This window comes from Streptomyces sp. H39-S7 (assembly GCF_027158205.1).
Taxonomy (GTDB): Bacteria; Actinomycetota; Actinomycetes; order Streptomycetales; family Streptomycetaceae; genus Actinacidiphila.
In genome coordinates, this window is sequence record NZ_JAPVLU010000011.1 from 155670 (window position 1) to 174482 (window position 18813).

The following is an 18813-nucleotide window of genomic DNA, read 5'->3' on the forward strand; positions in this document are numbered from 1 at the left end:
CGCCCTTTCTGAATGATCGAAGGGCGGAGAGTCGAGTGCTGGAGCCGGCTGCCGACCCGCGCCGCCGACGGCTCTGCTAGTTGCCCACGGCATCCATGTTGTCCATCTTGAGCTGGAAGGCTTCGAGGTGGAGTGTCTTGTCCGTGACCCCGACACTGATCCAATTGCCCGGGCCACCCGGGTGGTCACACTGCTTTCCCAGCCACTGGTCCCTCTCGATGAAGGCGTTGCCGCAGATGACGCCGTCACTGAGGCTCATGGTGAACTGGTCCAACTGCAGTCCCTTGCCGGGGGTTCCGACTGTCAGGTCCTTCTTCTCCGCGGCGGACGCCCATGAGGGCGCGAAACCGACCGTCTCCATGAACGCGTTGCCCGATGTGGCTCTGCTGCCGGAGACGGCGATGTTGACGGCCTCGATGGAGCGGCCCTCGTTCTGCGTGCCGGCTATGTCGCCGTCGCACACCGAGTGCTGCCAGCCGATGCCGGCCACGTAGGCCCGGTAGCAGACGTGGCGGCCTGGGTCCTTTGCGTTCAGCTCGGTGACAGCGACCGACGCGGTGTCCGGCTTGGGCTTTGCCTTGGGCTCGGCCGGCGCTCCTCCACCGCCTCCGGCCTTGGCTTGCGTCTCGGTCGGTGCCGGGGACGGCGTGCCACTGGGCGTCGGGGACGGCGTGCCGCTGGGCGTCGGGGGCACTGAGGCGGGCGGCAGGGGGAGGGTGGTGACGGCGGGCTGCGAGGCCTGCGGGGTGGCCTGGCTGGTGACCGCAGCTGCCTTGGTGAACCAGAGGATAAGGAAGATGACGGCGAGAGCGATCAGCAGGGTGAGAAGGGTGGCGAGCCAGCGGGGGAGGAATCCGCGCTGGATGTACGTGCCGTCGATGTCGAGGGGCGTGGTGCCGGAGCGGCGTAGGGCCAGGCGGTAGGGCCGCTCCTGTTTGTGGCCCAACCAGATGAGCCGGCGGGGTCTGAGCGTCGCGTTGACGAAGGCCGCGCGCCCCGGCTCGATCTGTACGTTGGCGGGGTGGATGTCGTACGAGAGTTCGTCGCCGTTGTCGTTCCCCGTGATGGACGCGGTGAGCGTGGTGTTGCCGACGTTGTCGATGGCGAGCTGGGTCCGTCCCCGGAAGCGTCCCTTGACGGTGTGCGGGACGAGTTCGGCCCGTATCTCGGTGAACGGCGTGATAGTGAGGTTGCCCTCGGGGACCGTAGTCGCCTCGGGGTGCTCCGTCGGAATGATCTGCACGGCGTACGGGTTGGGCCCGGCGGTGGCGTCCGGGGTACGCGGCGGCGCGAAGGTGAGTTGGACGGTTCCGGTGGTGCCCGGGTAGAGCCGGAGGGTCGGCGGCTCCACAGTGACGTAGGGCGCGATCTCGCCGACGGGGGCGAAGCGGTACTCGTCCACCACGTCGCCGGTGTTGCGAAACCGTAGTCGTACGGTGGCTGTACTGCCCGCGTCTACGGTGGTTGACGCCGGATCAAGGGAAGTCCATAGGCTCACCGTACGAAAATACCGGCAGAGCAGGTGTCCGGTCAGCAGGCCGAGGGACACAGTCGGTGTCCCTGCGGACGTGCCCGGCTGCCCTCAAGGTGCCGCAGCACTGCCCTTCTCCCTTCCGGCGGGCCCGGTTGGTCCCGTACGTATGGCGGTGCCCCTTCACGTTCCTCGGAAAGGGCTCGTCGCATGCGGGCGCGGGACCCGGGCCGAGCGACGGACGAGGCGAAGCCCCGCCGTCCCGCACGGCTTCGCCGCTTGCGAGCCCAGCAGCGTTCGCCAGGGCCGGCAGCACTCCAGCCGCGCTCCACGCGCTCCGGCGGAGCATCGGTAACGCGGCGGTGGCCCGCGAATTCCAGCGGGAAGTACACCATCACGACGCGGGCTCCGGTCACGACGAGGACCCCGCCACGAGCATCCAGGTCGATGCCGGGGCGGGCAATCCGCGGGACGAGGTTGCGGTCGCGGAGCCGGCTCAGGTGTTCCGCGGAGTGGTACGCCTTATCCGCGCGGATCCTCACCGGCCCTCTCCGGCGGGGTCCGCGCCGGGAGCGGACGGCGGGTATCCCGAGGATCACTAGAAAGCCGGATTCTCCCGCAGCCAGTCGAGTCGTTCGACGACCTTCCGGGTCAGGGGATGTCGCGGGCCGAAGACACGGGTGTAGTCGTCACGGCAGCGGACGAGGAGTTGTGCGGCCTCGGCGCGCTCGCCGTTGTCGATCAGCACGTTGGCCAGGTTGTCGCGGGCGTGCACGGTTTCCGGATGGTCGTCCCCGTGCTTCCTCGCTACGCCCGCGAGGACTTCGCGCAGCATCGCCGCCGCCTCCGGGTACCGCTCCTGGGCGTGCAGTACGGCGGCGAGGTTGTTGCGGGAGGTGAGTGCCTCCGGATGGTCCCCGCCCTTGGCGCGCTGCTGGGCGGCGAGCACATCGCGCATCACCACCTCGGCTTCGTCGAGGCGGTCCAGCCGGCACAGCGCGGCACCGAGATTGGCCCGAGCGGACAGAGCGAGGGGGCCGTCCTGTTCGTCGCGCCGCTCCAGGCAAGTGAGGAGTTCCCGCAGGGCCGGTTCGGCCTCGTCCCAGCGGTCGCCCCTGCCCAGCGCGGCGGCATGGCGCCCGGCGTCGGCCAGCACCGCCGGATCGTCCGGCCCGAGCAGCCGGGTCCGGCGCTCCAGCACGTCCCGGTGGAGCGCGACAGCCTCCGCCTCGCGGCGCAGGTCCTCCAGTACCCTCGCCAGACCGCTCGCGGCGTCGAGGGTCTGCGGGTGGTCGGCACCGAGCAGTTCACCCCGGCTGGTCCACACACTGCGCCAGATCTCCTCCGCCGTCACGAAGTCGCCCAGGACCCGGACGAGGTCGGCGAGGTCGGCGGCGGTCGTCAGGGTGTCCTCGTGGACAAAGCCGAGCACCTCGGACTGGAGGCGCACCAGATCCACGAACCGTTCGCGGGCCTCTTCGCGGCGGCCCTCCATCTGCGCCAGCACCCGCGTGTACTGCCGGAAGGCCAGCAGGGTCTCAGGGTGGTCGGGCCCCCAACGTTGATGAGCGGCGTTGGCCTTCATCCCGAGCAGCTCATGCTGCGGGATACCCACCCGGACGATCTCCTCCTCCCGCCCGTCCTCTCCTTCCAACGTCACGACCAGGTCCGCCGCCGCGGGCAGCTCCTGCTCGGCCGGCGGCGGGGGCGGCTCGCGCCGTCCCTCGTCGTCCCGTTTCCTGCGCCACTTGAGAGGCATCTCGCGGTCAGCTCCGTTCTCGTCAGGCTGGTCAGGCTCCGGAATGCACGTGCGCGCCCCACAGGCTGGGGCTGCCCCGGAAAGCGGTACGGCACTGCCGGACCGCCCGGTGCAGCGCGAGGGCCGCCTGATCGGCGTCGAGCCCCCAGGACCCGGCGGTCCTGTCACCGCGCAGCTGGCGGTAGAGGCTACTGGCCACCCGTCCCGCCACCGCGTCGTGCACCGGCCACAGGGTGCCGATCACGTGCGGGTAGCCGGCAATCTGGAAGGCGGAGGTGATGTGGATGGACTCGTCCGCGAGCCGCTCGGAGCCCCGCGCCGTCTCGCACGCGGACAGCACGGCGAGGCGGGCGTCCGGCAGTTCCAGACCTGAGATGTGCTGGACCGTCAGGGGGTGCTCCTGGTGGTCGTGGACCAGGAGGCGGGCCTGGGACGGGTCGCCGGGATCGCTCACGCCGTGGCAGGCGAAATGCACGTACGGATGGGCGGGCAGCGCGCGCAGGACGTTGGCGAAGGTCGCCCGTGGTCCGGCGACGACCTCGGTGGGCAGCAGCGCGCTCAGTTCCCTCACCTCCCGTCGCACCCCGCCGAGCGCCCGCGTCCCGGGAGCGTCGGGCACGACCACGGCCAGCAGCCCACCGTCGGCCTGACGGCCCACCGCGCGCTGCCGCGCGTACGCCAGTGCGCGGACCGTCGGGGTGTACGACGAGACCACCAGGTCGAGGACGGTCCGGGGCCGGGGATCCGGTGGCTCGCCGTGGTGCCCGGCCGCGTGCAGCGGCAGCGCGGCCAGCGCGCCGACCGGTGACCACCACAGCCGGGGCCAGTCGCCGTCGGCCGGCATCGCGAGCAGCCCGAGCCGGTCGAGGACCGGTTCGGCCACGGCGTCCCAGGTCCAGGCGAGCACCCCCTCGACCGCCTGCTGCGCGCTCCGCTCCCCCGTTGGGGCGGTCGCGTCGGTGAGCGCCGCCTCGAGCCGCGCCACCTGCTCCGCCACCGCCTCGGGAGTCACCCGCGGCAACGGCACCACGCACACTCCCTCGGGCCGCAGGACCAGGGCGTCGCTGCGGTAGGCACTGGAGTACACCAGAACCACCGGACCACCCTCGGCGCACGCCAGGACCTCGTCGTACGCCGGGGCTCCGAGGAACCCCTCGAAACCCGGCAGCGCGCGGATCTCGCCGACCAGCCGCTCCCATCGCGCCGCCAGGATGTGCCGCGCGTCGGAGCCGGGCCCCGCGGCCTCCTGCTCGGCGATCTCCGATCCCAACGCGTCAATACGATCGCGCACTTGGGCGAGATGTCCGGCGGCCTCCGGGTGCACGGCGCGCAACCGCTTCAGTTCGGCGCGCGCGGCGATCGTCCGGCCGAGCAGGACACCGCGTCCCTGCTCCAGCAACAGCACGGCGCGGTCGGGCCGCCCGAGCCGCACGGCGCACGCGGCGGCATCGGCGGCCAGCCCCTGAACACCGGCGAGCCGGTGTTCCTGGTCGCCGCGCGGCAGTCGTCCGGTGATGCTGAACGGCAGCAGCGCGAGGGCCAGTTCGTACCCGGCGACCGCCTCCTCCCAGCGGCCGCCGTCAGCGGCGGCCTCGCCCCAGTCGCGGGCGGCGCCGATGCGTTGCGCGGCCGGGAGCGCCTGGATCACGGCGACCTGCCGGTACGCGCCCTCGGCCGCGCGCAGGACAGCGGGGTCTGCGTTCGCCGCGTGCAGCGTGCGGAGCGCGGCGGCGTACGACTGGAGGTAGCCGGCGGTGCGGGCGGCACCGGTGGGCGATGCGTACACCGCGCGCCCGAGCGTGGCCACCGCCCGGTTCAGCAGCGACTCGTCCTCGGTGGCACGGGCCCGGGTGAGCTGCGCGAGCCCCAGGTTCTGCAAGTGGCTCGCGTGCTCCGGTTCGCCGTAGGCCGTCTCCGCGACGGCCCGGGTGAGGACGGCGATGGACTCGTCCAGATCGGCCGGGTCGGCCTCGGACTCGTAGCGCTTGTGCAGGGCGTTGCCGAGGTGGTTCAGCCGCAGGGCGAGGTCGGCGCTGTCGTCGGGGGTCCGGTCGAGGACCTGCCGGGCCGCTTCCACGGCCTCGGAAGCGGCCGCGGCGTCCGCCGTCCGGTCGTACCAGGTCTGGAGGATGACGCCGAGGTTGGCGAGTTTGCTGTCGGAGTCCGAGCTCGAACGGGGGAAGCGCAGGGCCAGCCGCGCCAGTCCGGCGGACTCCCGCAGGGTCGTGAGGTCGCCGGACTGGTGGTAGCGCTCGCGCAGGACGAGCGCCAGGTTCGCGACGCGGCCGAAGTGGTCCGGCTCGTCGGGAGACGACTCCTCAACGGCTTCGCGCAGGTGACCCACGGCCTCGTCCAGCAGCGTCATCTCGCCGGTGCGCTCGCCGAGCCGGTGCAGGGCGTTGCCCAGGCTGTTCAGCCGGTGCGGGCGTGACCGATCCGCCCGGTCCGTGGACCGCACGGACGCGCGCAGCAGTTCGACCGACTCGTCCAGCAGGCCGGTCCCTTCGGTGTGCTCGGCCGCCAGCCGCAACGCGACTCCCAGCACAGCCAGGCCCCACGGGTGTTCACGATGCCCTGCCGGGGTCGCGGCGTGCGCCGCCCGTGCCACAGCGACCATCGCCTTGAGGTCGGCCGCCTCCTCCGTCAGTCCGGCCTTCCTGCGCAGCGCCTCGGCGAGTTGCAGCAGGGCCGGTGCGTATCGCGGCGCGTGGGGAGGGGTCGCCGCCACCACCGCTCGCAGGAGTTCCACGGCTTCGAACGGGGCTGACGGTGTTCCTCTCTCGCATGAGGCGCGGCCGAGGGCCACCGCCAGGTTGTTCCGGACGGCGGCGATGTCCGCCGCGTTGCGTGGGTCCTCGTCGAGCAGCAGGCTCAGTGCCTGGCGCAGCAACCGCACCCCCTCCGCCATCTCGGCCGCGCTGCCCGTCTCCTCGGCCCGCTCCGCCAGCAGGGAACCGAGGGAGTCAAGGGTCAACGGCTGCTGCTCCGTACCGTCCGCGGGCCTCTCGGCGGCCTTCCCCAGGGCCCTGATCGCGGTGTCCCGGTCCGCGGGGTTCCGGTCCAGGCCGAAGCGGTCCGCGAGCACGCACCCCAACAGCCGCAGATCCTGCACGCGCGGAGCGCTCCCGGCCGCCAACAGCCGGCCCGCGTCGATCGACTCGTCCAGGTCGGGCCGGTGCCGGAAGGACCACCAGCGCATCACCAGGGCGGTACGCAAGGTCTGGAGCCCGGACGTCCGCAGGTGCCCGTGCGTGGACTCCCTGTCCAGGGCCGTGCGGCACAACGCGACAGCGGTGTCCAGCGGAGCGCGCTCGCCCGTGCGGCCGAACTGCCCGATCAGCGCGGCCGCCCGCCTGATGGACTCCTCGACCGTTCCGTCCCCGTACGACATCCGGCCCCCCGGGCGTCTCCCTGTGAACTCTCCACCGCCGCCGGTGGGAACTCCGATACCCGATTTTACCCAAGTAACCTATCCGAAAGGCTCGTTGCCCTGCGAGCGTGATCGGCTGATCAATCCACGGAGGTGCGACGGTGGGCGAACCCGGCGACGGTGTTGGGGAAGGCGGAACCAGCGCGACAACCGGCGGGCCGGGCCACGAACGGCTGGCGGCGCTCTGCCACCGGTTGGCGTCCTCATCAGGGATGCCGGGCCTCGGCGCGGAGGGGGATCACCTCGTCGAGCACCTCATCTCCCAGGTGCGCGAGGGCCGTTCCCCCGAAGACCTCGAGGACGCCTTCGACGCGCTGGAGGACCAGCTCCTCGCCGCCGGCTACAGCGCCGGCCTCGGCTCCTACCGTACGGACGCGGCGCCCGCCTACCGGAGCTTCCCCGGCAGCGGACCCGGCCACCCCTGGCTCTACGTCCTCGCCTGCCCGCGCGGGCACTGCGCCCGCGTCGAGGCTCCGGCGTCCCCCGAGGGTGCGACGCCGGCCTGCCGCGTCTTCGGCGGACCGCTGCGCGAGGTCGGGCTGCGCCCGTGAGCGCGTTCCTCGACGCGCTCGGTGGGAGACTCGCCGAGCGCTGGCTGGCGCTGCTGGCGATCCCCGGCCTGATGTACCTGGTGAGCCTGGGCGCGGCGGTCACCCTGGGCCAGAGCCGGTGGCACGACGCCGGACGGCTCCGGGCACGGCTGGACTCGCTGGCGACCGCCCCCGGCGCCCACAGTGCCGGCGCCCTCGCCGTGGCCGCGGTCGCCGTGCTGACCGGGGCCGCGCTGACCGGTACCGTCGCGCAGGCCGCCGGGGCTCTGATCGAGAAGGTCTGGCTCATGGCCGCGCGCGGCCCGCTGACCCGCCGCTTGTCCGAGCGCCGGCTGCGCCGCTGGGGGGCGGCCGACGCCGAGTACCGCGCGGCCCTGATCGCCGCGGGCCGCGCCCGCATTGCCGGCACGGCGGACGCCGCCGTACTGACGGAACAGGCCGAAGCGCGCTACGCGTTCCGCAATCGCATCTCCCCGGTCCCACCACGGCACCCGTTCTGGACCGGTGACCGGATCACCAGTCCTGACCGCCGCGTCCGGCGCGCCTACGGCCTGGACCTGACCCTCTCCTGGCCTCACCTGTGGCTCCTCGCGCCCGACACCACGCGCACCGAGCTGACCACCGCGCGCACGGCCCTGAGCGCGGCGGCCCGCCTCACGGCATGGGGCCTGGCGTACGTCGCGCTGTCGGTCTGGTGGTGGCCTGCGGCCCTGGTCGGCGCGGCGACGGTGGTGACGGGCGTGACGCGCGGTCGCACGGCGGCTGCCTCCTTCGCGGAACTCGCCGAAGCGCTGGCGGACTTGCACGGCAGGGACTTGGCGGTGGCGCTGGGGGTGGAGTGCGAGGGGCGCCTCACCACGACGATGGGGGAAGAAGTGACACGGCTGCTGAGCAAGCCGGACTGACGGCGCGCCGACCGGCCGCATACCCGTGGGAGGCGTCTCGTCATGCTGCGCAAGGCATAGTCTGGGTCGCTGCCGGGCCGGTGCCGGCCTCGACCCACCCAGGAGAGCGCGCCATGTCCGACCCCGCCAAGAAGTACCCCTTTCCCGATGCCCTGGGACAGGACGAAGCCCCTGCGCCACACCCTCTGCTCACCCCGGTGAGCGGGCTGCTGGGGACCTGGGTCGGCCAGGGCCGCGGCGGATACCCGACCATCGGCGAGGAGTTCGTCTACGCGCAGGAGGTCACCTTCAGCCATGACGGACGGCCCTTCCTGCACTACGAGGCGCGCGCCTGGCTGCTCGACGCGGACGGCGCCCCGCTGCGGCCCTCGGCCCGGGAGAGCGGCTGGTGGCGCATCCAGGCCGAGGGACGGGTCGAGGCCCTGATCACTCAGCCCACCGGCGTCGCGGAGATCTCGGTCGGCGGCGCCGCCGAAGGCGTGGTCGACCTCGCCACCCACCAGGTGGCCCTCGCCCCCACCGCCAAACAGGTCACCGCCACCCGCCGTCGCTACACCCTGGTCGACGCGGACACTCTCGAGTTCGTCCACGACCTGGCAGCGGTCGGCCAACCACTCCAGCACCACCTCGCGGCACGACTCCGCCGCGAACCCTCCGCATAGCGCCGAAACCCGCCGGGCGGCCATCGCGCGCTCGGCCGGCGGGGGGCAGTCCGGGCGCCGCGCGATCAGGCACGATGAACCCACCACCGGCGGCACCGTCATCCGCGACTGACAGTGCCATCTGCATACTGGGCGGCATGAACTTCACTTCAGGAGGCGCCCCTGGGCCACGCCTTGACCAGCAGGCGATTGCTGCGCAGGACCTGGGGAACAACGTCTGCGGCTTTCTCACCTCGGCGAAGGACGCCCAGCACGCAGCCGATACCTTCCGGGCAGGAGGATGGAGTGTACGGGCCTCCAGCTGGGACGAGTTCGAGGTCGAGCACACCTTCGCTCGGCTCGAACTTCTCCCCATCGCGCCAGTGACGTTCAGCGGGTTCGTCGACCCGGCGCGGATCGACACCCTTCTGACGGCGCTCACCAGTCTGGGCCTGTCGTGGACCGTCGAGTACGAGCACCGGGACGGCACGGAGCAGCTCTTTCGGTCGGCGCATGGCTGACATGCCCGGGATACCCAGTGGATCCCGCCCGGGCCCCACACCACCCCGGCTGCATCCCTTGCCTCGGTCTGGCGCTGCTACTTCTGATCGACATCGCACACGGCTGCGACCAAGAAGTGTTCTTGGACGCTGACGACAAACGCTCTCGGCTGTGACGTATGTGTCCACGAAGTGGGTGCCGCACGCGTCAGCCCCGCCACTCTGGCCTGCGGGAACGCGCCCTTCCCGCGACCGGAGCCGGGGAGGCCGAAGTGCGCGTCGTCAGCCTCAGCGTCCGCCAGGTCCCATTGTTCGGATCGCACTGGGGAAGCGCGTGCAAACAGCCGGGAACCTCGACGTCGGTGTCCGTCCGCGAAGAGCTCGGCCAGTTCTGGCGTCATCTGTGGCAGCGGCTCGGGGTTGATGGCAGATCACATCGCACTGGTGCGACGGATATCTACTTGTCGGCTCCTTTTCGTTCCTGTTCGGGCCGCCGCTCTTCCGGCGGGCCGGTCGGGGCTGCGGTCGGGTTGGTCTCGGGAGAGCGTTGGCGGGCGAGAGCGAGGCCGGCCATCGCCGTGATCGCCATCGCGGCGATGCCGACCAGCGCTGCTGTGGTGTAGGCGCCGTCGTTCGGGAAGAGCTGGCCGGTGTCGGTGCCGGCGGCCAGGACCAGTCCGCCTATCGCGCTGCCCAGGGAGTACCCGACGCTACGGACGACATAGTTGAAGCTCATGGCGCTCGATGTCTCGCTCTTGGGGGTGACGGCCAGGATGACGCCGGGCATGGTCGCCGAGAAGCTGCCGACACCGAAGCCCAGGACGCCCACGGCCACGAACAGTTCAGCCAGGTTCGAACGGGCCGCCGCGAAGAGAACGAACCCGCCACCGACGACGACGGCGCTGCCGGCCAACAGCACGGGGGCGTCGACCCGTTCGCGAACCCGTGGTGTGAGCTTGCCGGCGACGAACCCCAGCACGGAGAACGGGACAAGGACCAGCCCGGCGACGAAGGTGGTCAGCCCGAAGCCGTAGCCGGCGCTATGGGGCGTCTGCGCGTACCGGGTGATGAGCGTGAGCAGGAGGTACATACCGATCCCGCCGACGAACATGGCGATGTTCGCCCCGGCGACCGCCGGGTGCCGTACCGCCCGGATACCGACCAGGGGCGTCTTATTGCGCAGCTCGACGATGGTCCAGATGCAGAGCAAGAGCGCGGCGACGATGGCGAGGGCCACCGCCACGGCGAGGTGATGGCTCCATAGATTCGTCTGGCTTGCGAGGAACAGGACGAGGAACAGTCCGCCCGCCAGGAGGAGCGCGCCGGCTACGTCCACGTGAGCGGAGCGGCCTTCGGGAGCTTTGGGGATGGAGCGCCACGCGGTGAGGAAGGCGAGAGCGGTGACGAACAGACCGAGGCCGTAGGCGGCCCGCACCCCGCCGTACTCGGCGAGCAGCCCGGCGAGCGGGTAGCCGACGCCGGCGCCGATGATCGAGACCACCGAGATCAGGGCGATCGTGGGGGCGCTGCGTCCCTCGGGAAGGTGGTCGCGGGCCACGCCCATCATCAGCGCCGTCAGACCGAGTCCGACGCCTTGGGCCGCCCTGCCGACCAGCAGCCACGCGAACGGCAGCGGTAGCACGGTGAGCGCACTGCCGGCGACGACGACCGCGAGCGTGGTAAGAATCGTGGCTCGTCGGTGTGGGCCGGCTCCGAGCCGGCCCAGGACGGGCGTGGCGACGGCGCCGCTCAGCAGTGCGATGGTCAGCGTCCACTGCGCGCTGTCGAGGGAGACGTGGAACGTGGTCGCCACGCTGGTGATGAGCGGCGTCCCGAGGCTGGCGACTGCCACCACGACCAGGGCGATGAACATCAGGGAGGGGACCAGCAGCCGCGTCTGGGAGTGTTCCGGGGTAGTGCTCATCGGTTGGTCCCGGTCGTGGTGTGGTCGAACAGGCCGGGACGGATGCGAGTCCGGACCCCTTCCCCCACGGCTTGGGCGAACCACGCTGTCACTGCTTCGGCCCTTCTCGATCTTGACTTTCGAGCGCCGCCAGGTGCTGCAGCGCCGGAAGGGCTGCCGTCAAGGCCTCGACCTCGTCGTCGGTGAGTTTGTCGATCAACCGCCCATACGCATCGACGCCCGCCTGGCGCCGCGCCTGGACGTACGACGTCCCGGCCTCGGTCAGGCACACCAGCGTGACCCGCTTATCGGACGGGTCGCCTCGGCGCTCGACCAGCCCGGACTCCTCCAGCACCCGCACCAGGACGGTCATCGCGGGCTGGGTGACACCCTCGATCCCGGCCAGATCGGTGATGCGTCGTGGACCGGTCCTGTCCAAGGTGGCCAGGGTGGCGGCGGACGTGAGGCTCAGGTCACGGGGAAGACGCCTCACGGCCCGGGTAGCCAGTCCGTAGAGGGCTGACCCAAGTGCGGCGGAAGCGCGACGCGTGGCGTCTTGACGGCTCATATGTGAAGCATAACATTTTTATATGCATGCTTTATGTATTGCTTGCCCCTGGACTCGAACCGAGTCCCGTCCCGCACTGAGCGCGCAGCCCCAGACACAAAGGAGCAGCGCAAGCTCCCCCCGTGGACTCACGCAGGTGCACCACCCCTGCCCCGAAGGCGACGTCGACCACCGACGACGCCCGACGGATGGTGCGGCCCTTGAACGCTCCCCCGCACGCCCGCGGCTCGGCGCGATACTCCGTGCCGTGGCAGCGAAAGGCGGGAGCGCACCGACCTCAAGAACTACCGGCCGCCAAGCGCCCGCCAGTGAGGGTCGCCTCCGCGGCTCCGGCTCCGGCCGCGTGGCATCCCGACGTGCGTGACGAATTGCCGCATGTCGGAGTCGTCCGCAAGGCCCTCGACTTCGGTTCGACTCGGTCCGAATTCGGGCAACGAGCGTCCCATCAGAGGAGGTTGACGCGCGTTGACAACTTCGGGCACTCTCGTTGCGTCCACGAACCATCCCGAGGAGACATGATGCTGAGACGTTCCGCACGCACCTTGCTTGCGATTGTCATGTTTGCGTCAACTCTACTGTTCGGCACCGCCCTGACCGTCGGCCCTGCGCACGCCGACGGCTGCTACTCCTGGGGGCGCAGCCTCGGCCCGGGCACCAGCGGCGAGGACGTCCGGCAGCTGCAGATCCGCGTCGCCGGGTATCCGGGCTACGGCGGAGTACTGACGATCGACGGCCAGTTCGGACCGGCCACCAAGTCGGCCGTCATCCGCTTCCAGCAGGCGTACGGCCTCGCGGCCGACGGCGTCGCAGGATCGCAGACGTTCGGTGAGATCTACGCGCTGCAGGACGACGACTGCACTCCGGCGCACTTCACGTACGCGGAGATGAACCGCTGCAACTCCGACTGGTCGGGCGGCGCGGTGAGCGCCGCGACGGCACGGGCCAATGCGCTGCAGGCCATGTGGAAGCTGGAGGCGCTCCGGCACGCGCTGGGCGACCGCCCGCTGAGCACCAGCAGCGGTTTCCGGTCCGCGTCCTGCAACAGCGCCGTGGGCGGTGCGGCAGGCAGCAACCATCTCTACGGCCGGGCGATCGACCTGATCGGCTCCCCAAGTTTCTGCCAGATCGCGCTGGAGGCCCGTTACCACGGGTTCAACGAGATCCTGGGCCCGGGCTACCCGGACCACAGCGACCACGCACACCTCGGCTCGCAGGGCTCGCGCTTCTGGTCCGCTTCGAGCTGCGGTATCTGACCTGCCCCGGTGGGCCGTGGCCGTTCGCGGTGTCATACGGCCTACCTGTATCGATCACGAGCGCTGTTGACAGTTGTGGGTCTTGAACATGGCGAAGACCTCCGGTGTGGTGGAGCTGTCCAGAAACACACCACGCGGAGGTCTTCGTGTCCCACCGTAACGCCCGGCTGACCGTCTTGGGCAGACGACTGCTGGTCGAACGTGCCCTATCGGGCCGCCCGGTTGCTCATGTCGCGGCCGAGACCTCGGACGGGTTCCCCCCGCCCACACCGGGGAAGGAGCAACATCAACTGACGGACCGGGGATCAGTTTCCACCCGTCGGAACTGGCGCACAATTCAAGGTTCAGGCACGGATTCCGTGAAGGTGACCAAAAGTCGGTTACGTTCTGTGGTCGGTTTTCTGCTCGGGCCGCTGCGCTGGGCAGAGCTCTGTGCGCGAGAATGTTCGACATGACGACTTGAAGAGCATCGGCCGGGCGACAGCATTGGCGAAAGGTCGGGAGCTGGGACACGGTTCCTGACGGTGATCGACACGTCTGCGCCGACTGCGGAACGCCCGTCAGTTCCTACCAGTACCGTTTCCATCCGCCCGAGTCCTCGATGTTCGAGCGGTGCATCGGGCTCGCCTGGTGTTCCGCTTGCCGGATCTACTCCGGCAACATGGCGCAGGTCCCGCAGAAGCGAGTCCTGGTCGACCTCCTCGCATCTCTTCCTCTTGAGCAGCGAGAACGGCTTCTGCGTTCGGAGACCCGACTCATCGAGTACCTGGACCGCCAGGCCCGAGGAGCCAGAAGTTAGGGTCGACGGCTGGCCGCGGCCAGGAGGAGCCGCTTGCGCAGCAGTGGAAGTTTCGCTCTGCCGAACATACTGCGCTTGAGGGCTTTGAGATCGTTGATGCGGCCTTCGACCGGGCCGGAGAAACATTCGGTGCTCATGCCGAAGACGACGGCGTCGAGGTCGGCGATCAGCCCGGCGGCGAAGGAGGCCAGCCCGCACTGCTGATCGGCACAGACATCGGCGATCCATCCGCGCAGCCGTTCTCCTTCACGGTTGGTCATGATGCTCGCGAACGTCCGGACGTGGGTGATGGCGGCCGTGAGCTCGGGCGAAAGGGCCAGCAGCGTCTTGAGCCGCAGCTGGTCGTCGTCGCGCAGGTGGTCGGGGTGGCTCATGATCCAGCGGGTGGCTTCGCGGGGCAAGGGAGGCCGGGCCATCGGCGGACGGTTGGCTGCGGGCCGGCGTCCGGGACGCAGCGGGTGGACGTAGGCGCGCAGGGTGCTTTAGGCGCAGCAGGCCCCGCGTTCTTGCAGCTCGCGGTGGAGGGTCGGCAGGTTCGTGCAGCCCTCGGCAATCCGTTGCTCCAAGTAGGGCCGGTAGCGGTCGAGTTTGCTGGTCTGGTCTAGCCACTGGCCGTGCAGCATTGCCTCCGGGTTGGCGGCGCGAGCGTACTTGCGGACCGTGGTGCGGCCCAGTCCGAGCCGGTGGGCGACTTCGCGCGGGCTCAGGCCCTGCTCGACCTGGGCGCAAACCGCGGCGTAGGTGTCGCGGAGCCGGTCGAGGAACGATCCCGCGGGGTAGGGCTCGGATGGCTCCTGGCCGATGGAGGCCGGCACAGGCCCCGGTTCGGGTTTGGGTTCGGGCGAAGGCTCCGGCTCGACGAGGACGCGGAGGAGGACGCGGTGGTGGGAGACCAGGCGTTCGACGGCTTCGCCGAGGTTGTGCCAAACATGCCATTTGTCTGCGCAGTGCTGGGCCTGCGGGGCACCGATGCGGGGCGCCTTCGGCGAAGAACGCCGCGCGGTCGCGGCAGACGATCTCCACGCCGGAGTGCTCGCGCAGCCATGCGCCCAGGGTCTCGGCCTCCCGGTCGGGCAGCAGGTCCAGGGGCTGGTGGATCTCGCAGTCGATCAGGATCGTGCCGTACCGGCGGCCCTTCCTCGTCGCGAACTCATCCACTCCCAGCACCAGCCCCAGCCGGACCACGGCGCGAGCGGCCAGAACGACAGCAAGAGCACCGACGATCCGCTGCAGGACGGGCGTTCGCCGACTGTAACGGCTGGTCAACCCTTCGACCTGTTCGGTGAAGGTCACTCTCGCGCAGCCGCTGTTGTCGCAGAACAGGCGGCGCACCGACAACTCTATGAGTACCTGCCGGGTGCCGACCGGTGCATCGGCGATCCTGCGTCCGTAGCGGCTGTGCACCCGCATCGACGATGCCCCGCACCCCGGACACGCGGCCGCCGTCCCGCCCTTTGTGCTCGCCGCGATCCGCAGCACGCCACTCTCCACCACCACGCGTTCCACCAGCACCGTTACCAGGTGCGGGAACACCAACTCCGGCAAGGTCTCACACGACCGAAGGATGATAACCGGGATGACGGAGCGTCACCGGCGCAAGGAAGCGGCGATCCACTGCACGGAATCCGTGCCTGAACCCAATTCAAGCGTCGCCGACCCTCGAGAAGGAGCGGCTCGCTGTGGCCTTACGAACTCCTCTGCCGGATCGTATCTTTGGGTCATGGAAACTCGGTATCCCGGCTCGCTTGAGGAAGTTGTGTTACCCGTGACAGCTGGATGGCGGCTGCTGTTCGTGCCCAGCAGGGCCCGCGAGCTGGCTGCCGCGCTCGGTGGGAGCATCATGGTCCCGCCGGTTGTCGCAGCCCCACTTCTGCTGGCCGCTCTGGTGGCCGCCGTGATCTCGGGGAACTCATTCTTCTGGGGCAGTTTCTGGGTCCTACTGGCGCTCGCGGTGGTCGCAGTGATCGTGCTCGCCGTGGCCATGATGTACGTCACGGTCTCCCTGATGGTGCGGTGGGTCGAGCTCCGCCCCCTGGGAACTCCGGCCCAGGTCGTGATCGGCCGCTTTCTGCGTTCATCGACCATGGCGATGGCTGATCTGCAGCGAGTCGTCGTCATCGAGCGATTCAGTCTGGGGCAGCGACAGTCGATCAAGGTGGTGTTGCATACCGCCAGCGAGACGGTGGAGTGCGAACCGGCGACGTCCGCGCCGCTCTCTCGGGTCGACGCACAGGAGCTGACCGGCTGGTTGACCGAGCAACTCGGCCAGTTTCAGGTGGCGGTGGAGCGTCAGAGGGAGGTCGAGCGAAACTTCCTGCGTCCGGACGAGTGGTGGACCCGGTCCCACACCGCCGAGCTGTGGCGGGTACCCGTCGGCGAGGTCGACGGCATAGCCGCCCAACGCGGCGTCGAAGGCTACCAGTACACGCCCCGGGCATCCGCGATGTACAGCCCAGGTACGTCGGTCACCGTCTACGACCCGGGCCGGGCCTACGACGTCGCCGAAGAACTCCGCGCGGAACGAGCCGCCGGTCAGGATGCCGACAGCACGGCGGCCCCCGGCCCGGCCGAGGACGACACAAGGGATTCCCGCTGACATGGTCGGGCCGGTCCTGGCCTGGCTCGAAGACTGCACTCCATGAGCGGGCGGATGGCATCGCCTGTGTGGTGACGAAGCCCGTCGGAGCCAACCCGAAGTGCCCTCCGTCAGGCCGCAGCGGCCCGGCGACGAGGTCAGTGCCGCCGTCGACGCGGCGACCACGCCGCCTGCATGGCTCACCCATGAGGGAACAGCCGAGTGGTCAAGGGTCGGTGAGACTGACCGCCCTTCGGGGAGACGGGACAACGGTGGTGCGCATCCCGCGCAGGCTGCGGTTGCGTGTGGCCTGGTTGACGCGGCGCGGCCCGCAGTAGAGGCCGTCCTCGGGCAGGACGTCGATGTCGGTATGCCAGTCCACGGGCAGCTCGCAGTCCGCCGTCGCGCACGGCCCTGTGGTCGCGGCTTCAGCATCGGCTGCTTCTTCCTCGGCCCACTGCTGCAACCTGGCTGGCTGCGCTGCCTGCTCGGCTTCACGGTGGGCCCGGTCCGCGTTGTGGCGTTGGCGTTGCTGCCTGGCCGCCTTGATGTTCAGCCGGCTGTGCCCGCGCGACTTCCGCAAGCTCATCACGATGCTGCGCCGCGGCGGCGCGGACACGGTGCGGCCAGGCTCACCGTGGGGGTTGCCGCTTGAGGATCGGGAACTCCTGGTCGTGGCCTACTGGCGGACAAACCTGACGCTGCGCCAGCTCGCGCCGCTGTTCGGTGTATCCAAGTCTGCGGCCGACCGCATCATCGATCATGTCGGCCCGCTGCTCGCGCTCCAACAGCGACGGCGCTTCCCCAAAGACGCTGTCCTGATCGCTGACGGCACTCTCGTACCCACCCGTGATCATTCCATCGCGGAGAAGTCGAAGAACTACAGGTACTCCACCAACCACCAGGTCGTCATCGATGCCGACACCCGCTTGGTCGTCGTGGTCGGCAGACCCCTTCCCGGAAATCTCAACGACTGTAAGGCCTGGGCAGAGCCTGGCGCCAAGGCGGCCGTCGGCATGGCGACTGTCATCGCCGACGGCGGATACCCGGGCACCGGCCTCGTCATCCCGCACCGTCGGCCCAAGGACGGGGTGCTCACCGAGTGGCAGGTGGAGCACAATCGTGGACACAAGCAGGTCCGCGCCCGCGTCGAGCACGTCTTCCCCCGAATGAAGGCCTGGAAGATCCTGCGTGACTGCCGAATCAGGGGCGAAGGCGTCCACCGCGCAATGCTCGGCATCGCCCGCCTGCACAACCTGGCCTTGAGTGGATGACGCAGGGGAGGCTGGCTACCGTCAGTCGATTATCGGGCCGGCAGCCGACCAGCGCTGGCCGCGGGGCCTCCGATGTCCGGAATCCAGCCGAGTACCGCTCGCATCGACGACTGCGTAGTCGACAACGATCTTGTATGGGTCGCCGTCCTCATATAGCCACACGGTGACGCAGCCTTTCGAGACATAGGTGTCGAACCAGACATCAACACCCTCCGCCTCGGAACGGACTGTGAATGCCTCCCCTGGTTTCATCCAGTAGTCCTCACAGTACGGCTCGATGAAGAGACAGAGCTCGGTGTCGCCCCGGTTCTCTATCGGCATGCTGCTGCGACCCACTGGTCCCCCAAGATCGATACCCCTCGGCCCCTCGACACACTAGCCGCCAGCGCCGTCCCGCTACTGCGGGGGACATCACTCTCGCATTACGGGACAAGCCTCAGGGCTTGCAGATCATTAACACGTCTTCTTGATCTTGTTGTTGGGTTCGCTGCTCTGGGTGAGGACCCGTCCCTGGAGGGGTGCGAGGGCGGCGGGTGGGGTGGTCGCTGGTGAGATGACGATGCCGCGTACTTCGAGCAGTTTCCTGATTTTCAGCAGGGTGCGGTGCATGGCGGTAGGGGTGCTGTTTCCCCTCCAAGGTCTTGACGTTGGCCTGCAGGCTGAAACCCTCCTCCCGCAGCAGGTCGGCGACAGTGTCCGCGCTGACTTTGTGCCCGGCCCCAGCCAGCTCTGCCGCGAGAGTACGGGTCGATTTCAGCGTCCACCGCAGCGGCGACATCGGATCACCTCGCACATCGGGTTCGACCAGCGCCAGCAGTGCCGGCCGCAGCCCCGGATTCAGAACCACGACACGCTTGCGTCCCCGCCAGGACGCCGGATCCGGCCCAACGGCTCCTCACCGGATTCCCGCTCGAACACGCCATGGCGGACTGTCGTCTCGCTGACTCCCGCCGCCCTCGCGACAGCGCGGACACCACCGTGTCCCAGCAGTCGGGCCTCAGTCCCCATCAGTAGCCGTCGCTGCCGCTCGTCCAGATGCTGGAACAACACCATGAACTTCGCCGAGAGTTGGTCTCGGGTCTCGTCCGGAATTGCCATACCACCTCAACGAGCCCCAGACAGGGAAGCAACACCTTGATTCCCTGCAAGCCCTAAGGCCATCGACCGGCACGGAGCAATGCGTT

Annotated in this window: 17 protein-coding genes and 3 pseudogenes; 8 read left to right on the forward strand and 12 right to left on the reverse strand. The window is 69.7% G+C overall.

The genetic code is table 11. From position 1 onward, the window contains the following. Nucleotides 1-76 precede the first annotated feature (76 nt). The 3 genes from O3X23_RS13075 to O3X23_RS13085 form a co-directional block, all read right to left on the reverse strand. The gene (locus O3X23_RS13075) at nucleotides 77-1498 is read right to left on the reverse strand and encodes a hydrolase (RefSeq protein ID WP_269271490.1); all 1422 of its coding nucleotides are present in this window, start codon (nucleotides 1496-1498) and stop codon (nucleotides 77-79) included. Nucleotides 1499-2069: 571 nt separating this feature from the next. After that, nucleotides 2070-3230, reverse strand: a complete 1161-nt coding sequence (locus tag O3X23_RS13080; protein ID WP_269271491.1) for a tetratricopeptide repeat protein — start codon at nucleotides 3228-3230, stop codon at nucleotides 2070-2072. Nucleotides 3231-3261: 31 nt separating this feature from the next. Beyond that, a complete protein-coding gene (locus tag O3X23_RS13085; protein WP_269271492.1) occupies nucleotides 3262-6621 on the reverse strand; it encodes a CHAT domain-containing protein in 3360 nt (1119 codons plus the stop codon). 140 nt (nucleotides 6622-6761) lie between these two features. On the opposite strand from O3X23_RS13085, the gene O3X23_RS13090 reads away from it, so the two are divergent. The 4 genes from O3X23_RS13090 (at nucleotide 6762) to O3X23_RS13105 (ending at nucleotide 9278) form a co-directional block, all read left to right on the forward strand. After that, nucleotides 6762-7211 (forward strand): hypothetical protein, encoded by a 450-nt coding sequence (locus O3X23_RS13090; RefSeq protein WP_269271493.1) that lies wholly within the window; start codon nucleotides 6762-6764, stop codon nucleotides 7209-7211. Further along, the gene (locus O3X23_RS13095; protein WP_269271494.1) at nucleotides 7208-8116 is read left to right on the forward strand and encodes a hypothetical protein; all 909 of its coding nucleotides are present in this window, start codon (nucleotides 7208-7210) and stop codon (nucleotides 8114-8116) included. The genes O3X23_RS13090 and O3X23_RS13095 overlap by 4 nt, the downstream gene beginning before the upstream one ends. A 113-nt stretch (nucleotides 8117-8229) precedes the next feature. Beyond that, the gene (locus tag O3X23_RS13100; RefSeq protein ID WP_269271495.1) at nucleotides 8230-8778 is read left to right on the forward strand and encodes an FABP family protein; all 549 of its coding nucleotides are present in this window, start codon (nucleotides 8230-8232) and stop codon (nucleotides 8776-8778) included. A 137-nt stretch (nucleotides 8779-8915) separates the two neighbouring features. After that, nucleotides 8916-9278 (forward strand): hypothetical protein, encoded by a 363-nt coding sequence (locus O3X23_RS13105; protein ID WP_269271496.1) that lies wholly within the window; start codon nucleotides 8916-8918, stop codon nucleotides 9276-9278. A gap of 436 nt (nucleotides 9279-9714) precedes the next feature. Here the strand turns inward: O3X23_RS13105 and O3X23_RS13110 are convergent, their stop codons facing one another. Both O3X23_RS13110 and O3X23_RS13115 read right to left on the reverse strand, forming a co-directional pair. Beyond that, on the reverse strand, nucleotides 9715-11181 hold the full coding sequence (locus O3X23_RS13110; protein WP_269271497.1) for an MFS transporter: 1467 nt from the start codon (nucleotides 11179-11181) through the stop codon (nucleotides 9715-9717). An 88-nt stretch (nucleotides 11182-11269) separates the two neighbouring features. Further along, nucleotides 11270-11653 (reverse strand): MarR family winged helix-turn-helix transcriptional regulator, encoded by a 384-nt coding sequence (locus O3X23_RS13115; protein ID WP_269271498.1) that lies wholly within the window; start codon nucleotides 11651-11653, stop codon nucleotides 11270-11272. Between the two features lie 593 nt (nucleotides 11654-12246). Between O3X23_RS13115 and O3X23_RS13120 the strand changes: the two genes are divergently transcribed. Both O3X23_RS13120 and O3X23_RS13125 read left to right on the forward strand, forming a co-directional pair. Further along, nucleotides 12247-12981: a D-Ala-D-Ala carboxypeptidase family metallohydrolase gene (locus O3X23_RS13120; protein ID WP_269271544.1), complete on the forward strand. Its 735-nt coding sequence runs from the start codon at nucleotides 12247-12249 to the stop codon at nucleotides 12979-12981. 146 nt (nucleotides 12982-13127) lie between these two features. After that, a pseudogene (locus tag O3X23_RS13125) lies at nucleotides 13128-13223 on the forward strand (IS481 family transposase); the annotation flags it as partial. A gap of 553 nt (nucleotides 13224-13776) precedes the next feature. Here the strand turns inward: O3X23_RS13125 and O3X23_RS13130 are convergent. The 3 genes and pseudogenes from O3X23_RS13130 to O3X23_RS13140 form a co-directional block, all read right to left on the reverse strand. Continuing rightward, nucleotides 13777-14196 (reverse strand): transposase, encoded by a 420-nt coding sequence (locus tag O3X23_RS13130; RefSeq protein ID WP_269271499.1) that lies wholly within the window; start codon nucleotides 14194-14196, stop codon nucleotides 13777-13779. A 66-nt stretch (nucleotides 14197-14262) separates the two neighbouring features. Continuing rightward, complete coding sequence (locus O3X23_RS13135) at nucleotides 14263-14595, reverse strand: hypothetical protein (protein ID WP_269271500.1); 333 nt, start codon at nucleotides 14593-14595, stop codon at nucleotides 14263-14265. A 157-nt stretch (nucleotides 14596-14752) separates the two neighbouring features. After that, a pseudogene (locus O3X23_RS13140) lies at nucleotides 14753-15313 on the reverse strand (transposase family protein); the annotation flags it as partial. Nucleotides 15314-15500: 187 nt separating this feature from the next. On the opposite strand from O3X23_RS13140, the gene O3X23_RS13145 reads away from it, so the two are divergent. Further along, on the forward strand, nucleotides 15501-16376 hold the full coding sequence (locus O3X23_RS13145; RefSeq protein ID WP_269271501.1) for a hypothetical protein: 876 nt from the start codon (nucleotides 15501-15503) through the stop codon (nucleotides 16374-16376). A gap of 205 nt (nucleotides 16377-16581) precedes the next feature. On the opposite strand, the gene O3X23_RS13150 is transcribed toward O3X23_RS13145, so the two are convergent. Next, a complete protein-coding gene (locus O3X23_RS13150; protein ID WP_269271502.1) occupies nucleotides 16582-16938 on the reverse strand; it encodes a hypothetical protein in 357 nt (118 codons plus the stop codon). On the opposite strand from O3X23_RS13150, the gene O3X23_RS13155 reads away from it, so the two are divergent. After that, nucleotides 16904-17629, forward strand: a complete 726-nt coding sequence (locus O3X23_RS13155; RefSeq protein WP_269271503.1) for a transposase — start codon at nucleotides 16904-16906, stop codon at nucleotides 17627-17629. The genes O3X23_RS13150 and O3X23_RS13155 overlap by 35 nt on opposite strands. 21 nt (nucleotides 17630-17650) lie before the next feature. Here O3X23_RS13155 and O3X23_RS13160 read toward each other — a convergent pair whose 3' ends face one another. The 3 genes and pseudogenes from O3X23_RS13160 to O3X23_RS13170 all read right to left on the reverse strand — a co-directional run. Continuing rightward, the gene (locus tag O3X23_RS13160; protein WP_269271504.1) at nucleotides 17651-17950 is read right to left on the reverse strand and encodes a hypothetical protein; all 300 of its coding nucleotides are present in this window, start codon (nucleotides 17948-17950) and stop codon (nucleotides 17651-17653) included. Between the two features lie 132 nt (nucleotides 17951-18082). Continuing rightward, a complete protein-coding gene (locus O3X23_RS13165) occupies nucleotides 18083-18238 on the reverse strand; it encodes a hypothetical protein (protein WP_269271545.1) in 156 nt (51 codons plus the stop codon). Then, nucleotides 18234-18727, reverse strand: a pseudogene (locus O3X23_RS13170) (ISAzo13-like element transposase-related protein); the annotation flags it as partial. The pseudogene O3X23_RS13170 and the gene O3X23_RS13165, both read right to left, overlap by 5 nt. Nucleotides 18728-18813 lie beyond the last annotated feature (86 nt).

What these genes read in the sequence shown, in the direction of transcription:
- O3X23_RS13110 (WP_269271497.1), bottom strand. Translation starts at nt 11,181, where the DNA reads ATGAGCACTACCCCGGAACACTCCCAGACGCGGCTGCTGGTCCCCTCC.
- O3X23_RS13080 (WP_269271491.1), bottom strand. Translation starts at nt 3,230, where the DNA reads ATGCCTCTCAAGTGGCGCAGGAAACGGGACGACGAGGGACGGCGCGAG.
- O3X23_RS13145 (WP_269271501.1), top strand. Translation starts at nt 15,501, where the DNA reads ATGGAAACTCGGTATCCCGGCTCGCTTGAGGAAGTTGTGTTACCCGTG.
- O3X23_RS13105 (WP_269271496.1), top strand. Translation starts at nt 8,916, where the DNA reads ATGAACTTCACTTCAGGAGGCGCCCCTGGGCCACGCCTTGACCAGCAG.
- O3X23_RS13085 (WP_269271492.1), bottom strand. Translation starts at nt 6,621, where the DNA reads ATGTCGTACGGGGACGGAACGGTCGAGGAGTCCATCAGGCGGGCGGCC.
- O3X23_RS13130 (WP_269271499.1), bottom strand. Translation starts at nt 14,196, where the DNA reads ATGGCCCGGCCTCCCTTGCCCCGCGAAGCCACCCGCTGGATCATGAGC.
- O3X23_RS13160 (WP_269271504.1), bottom strand. Translation starts at nt 17,950, where the DNA reads ATGCCGATAGAGAACCGGGGCGACACCGAGCTCTGTCTCTTCATCGAG.
- O3X23_RS13155 (WP_269271503.1), top strand. Translation starts at nt 16,904, where the DNA reads ATGTTCAGCCGGCTGTGCCCGCGCGACTTCCGCAAGCTCATCACGATG.
- O3X23_RS13165 (WP_269271545.1), bottom strand. Translation starts at nt 18,238, where the DNA reads ATGCACCGCACCCTGCTGAAAATCAGGAAACTGCTCGAAGTACGCGGC.
- O3X23_RS13120 (WP_269271544.1), top strand. Translation starts at nt 12,247, where the DNA reads ATGCTGAGACGTTCCGCACGCACCTTGCTTGCGATTGTCATGTTTGCG.
- O3X23_RS13100 (WP_269271495.1), top strand. Translation starts at nt 8,230, where the DNA reads ATGTCCGACCCCGCCAAGAAGTACCCCTTTCCCGATGCCCTGGGACAG.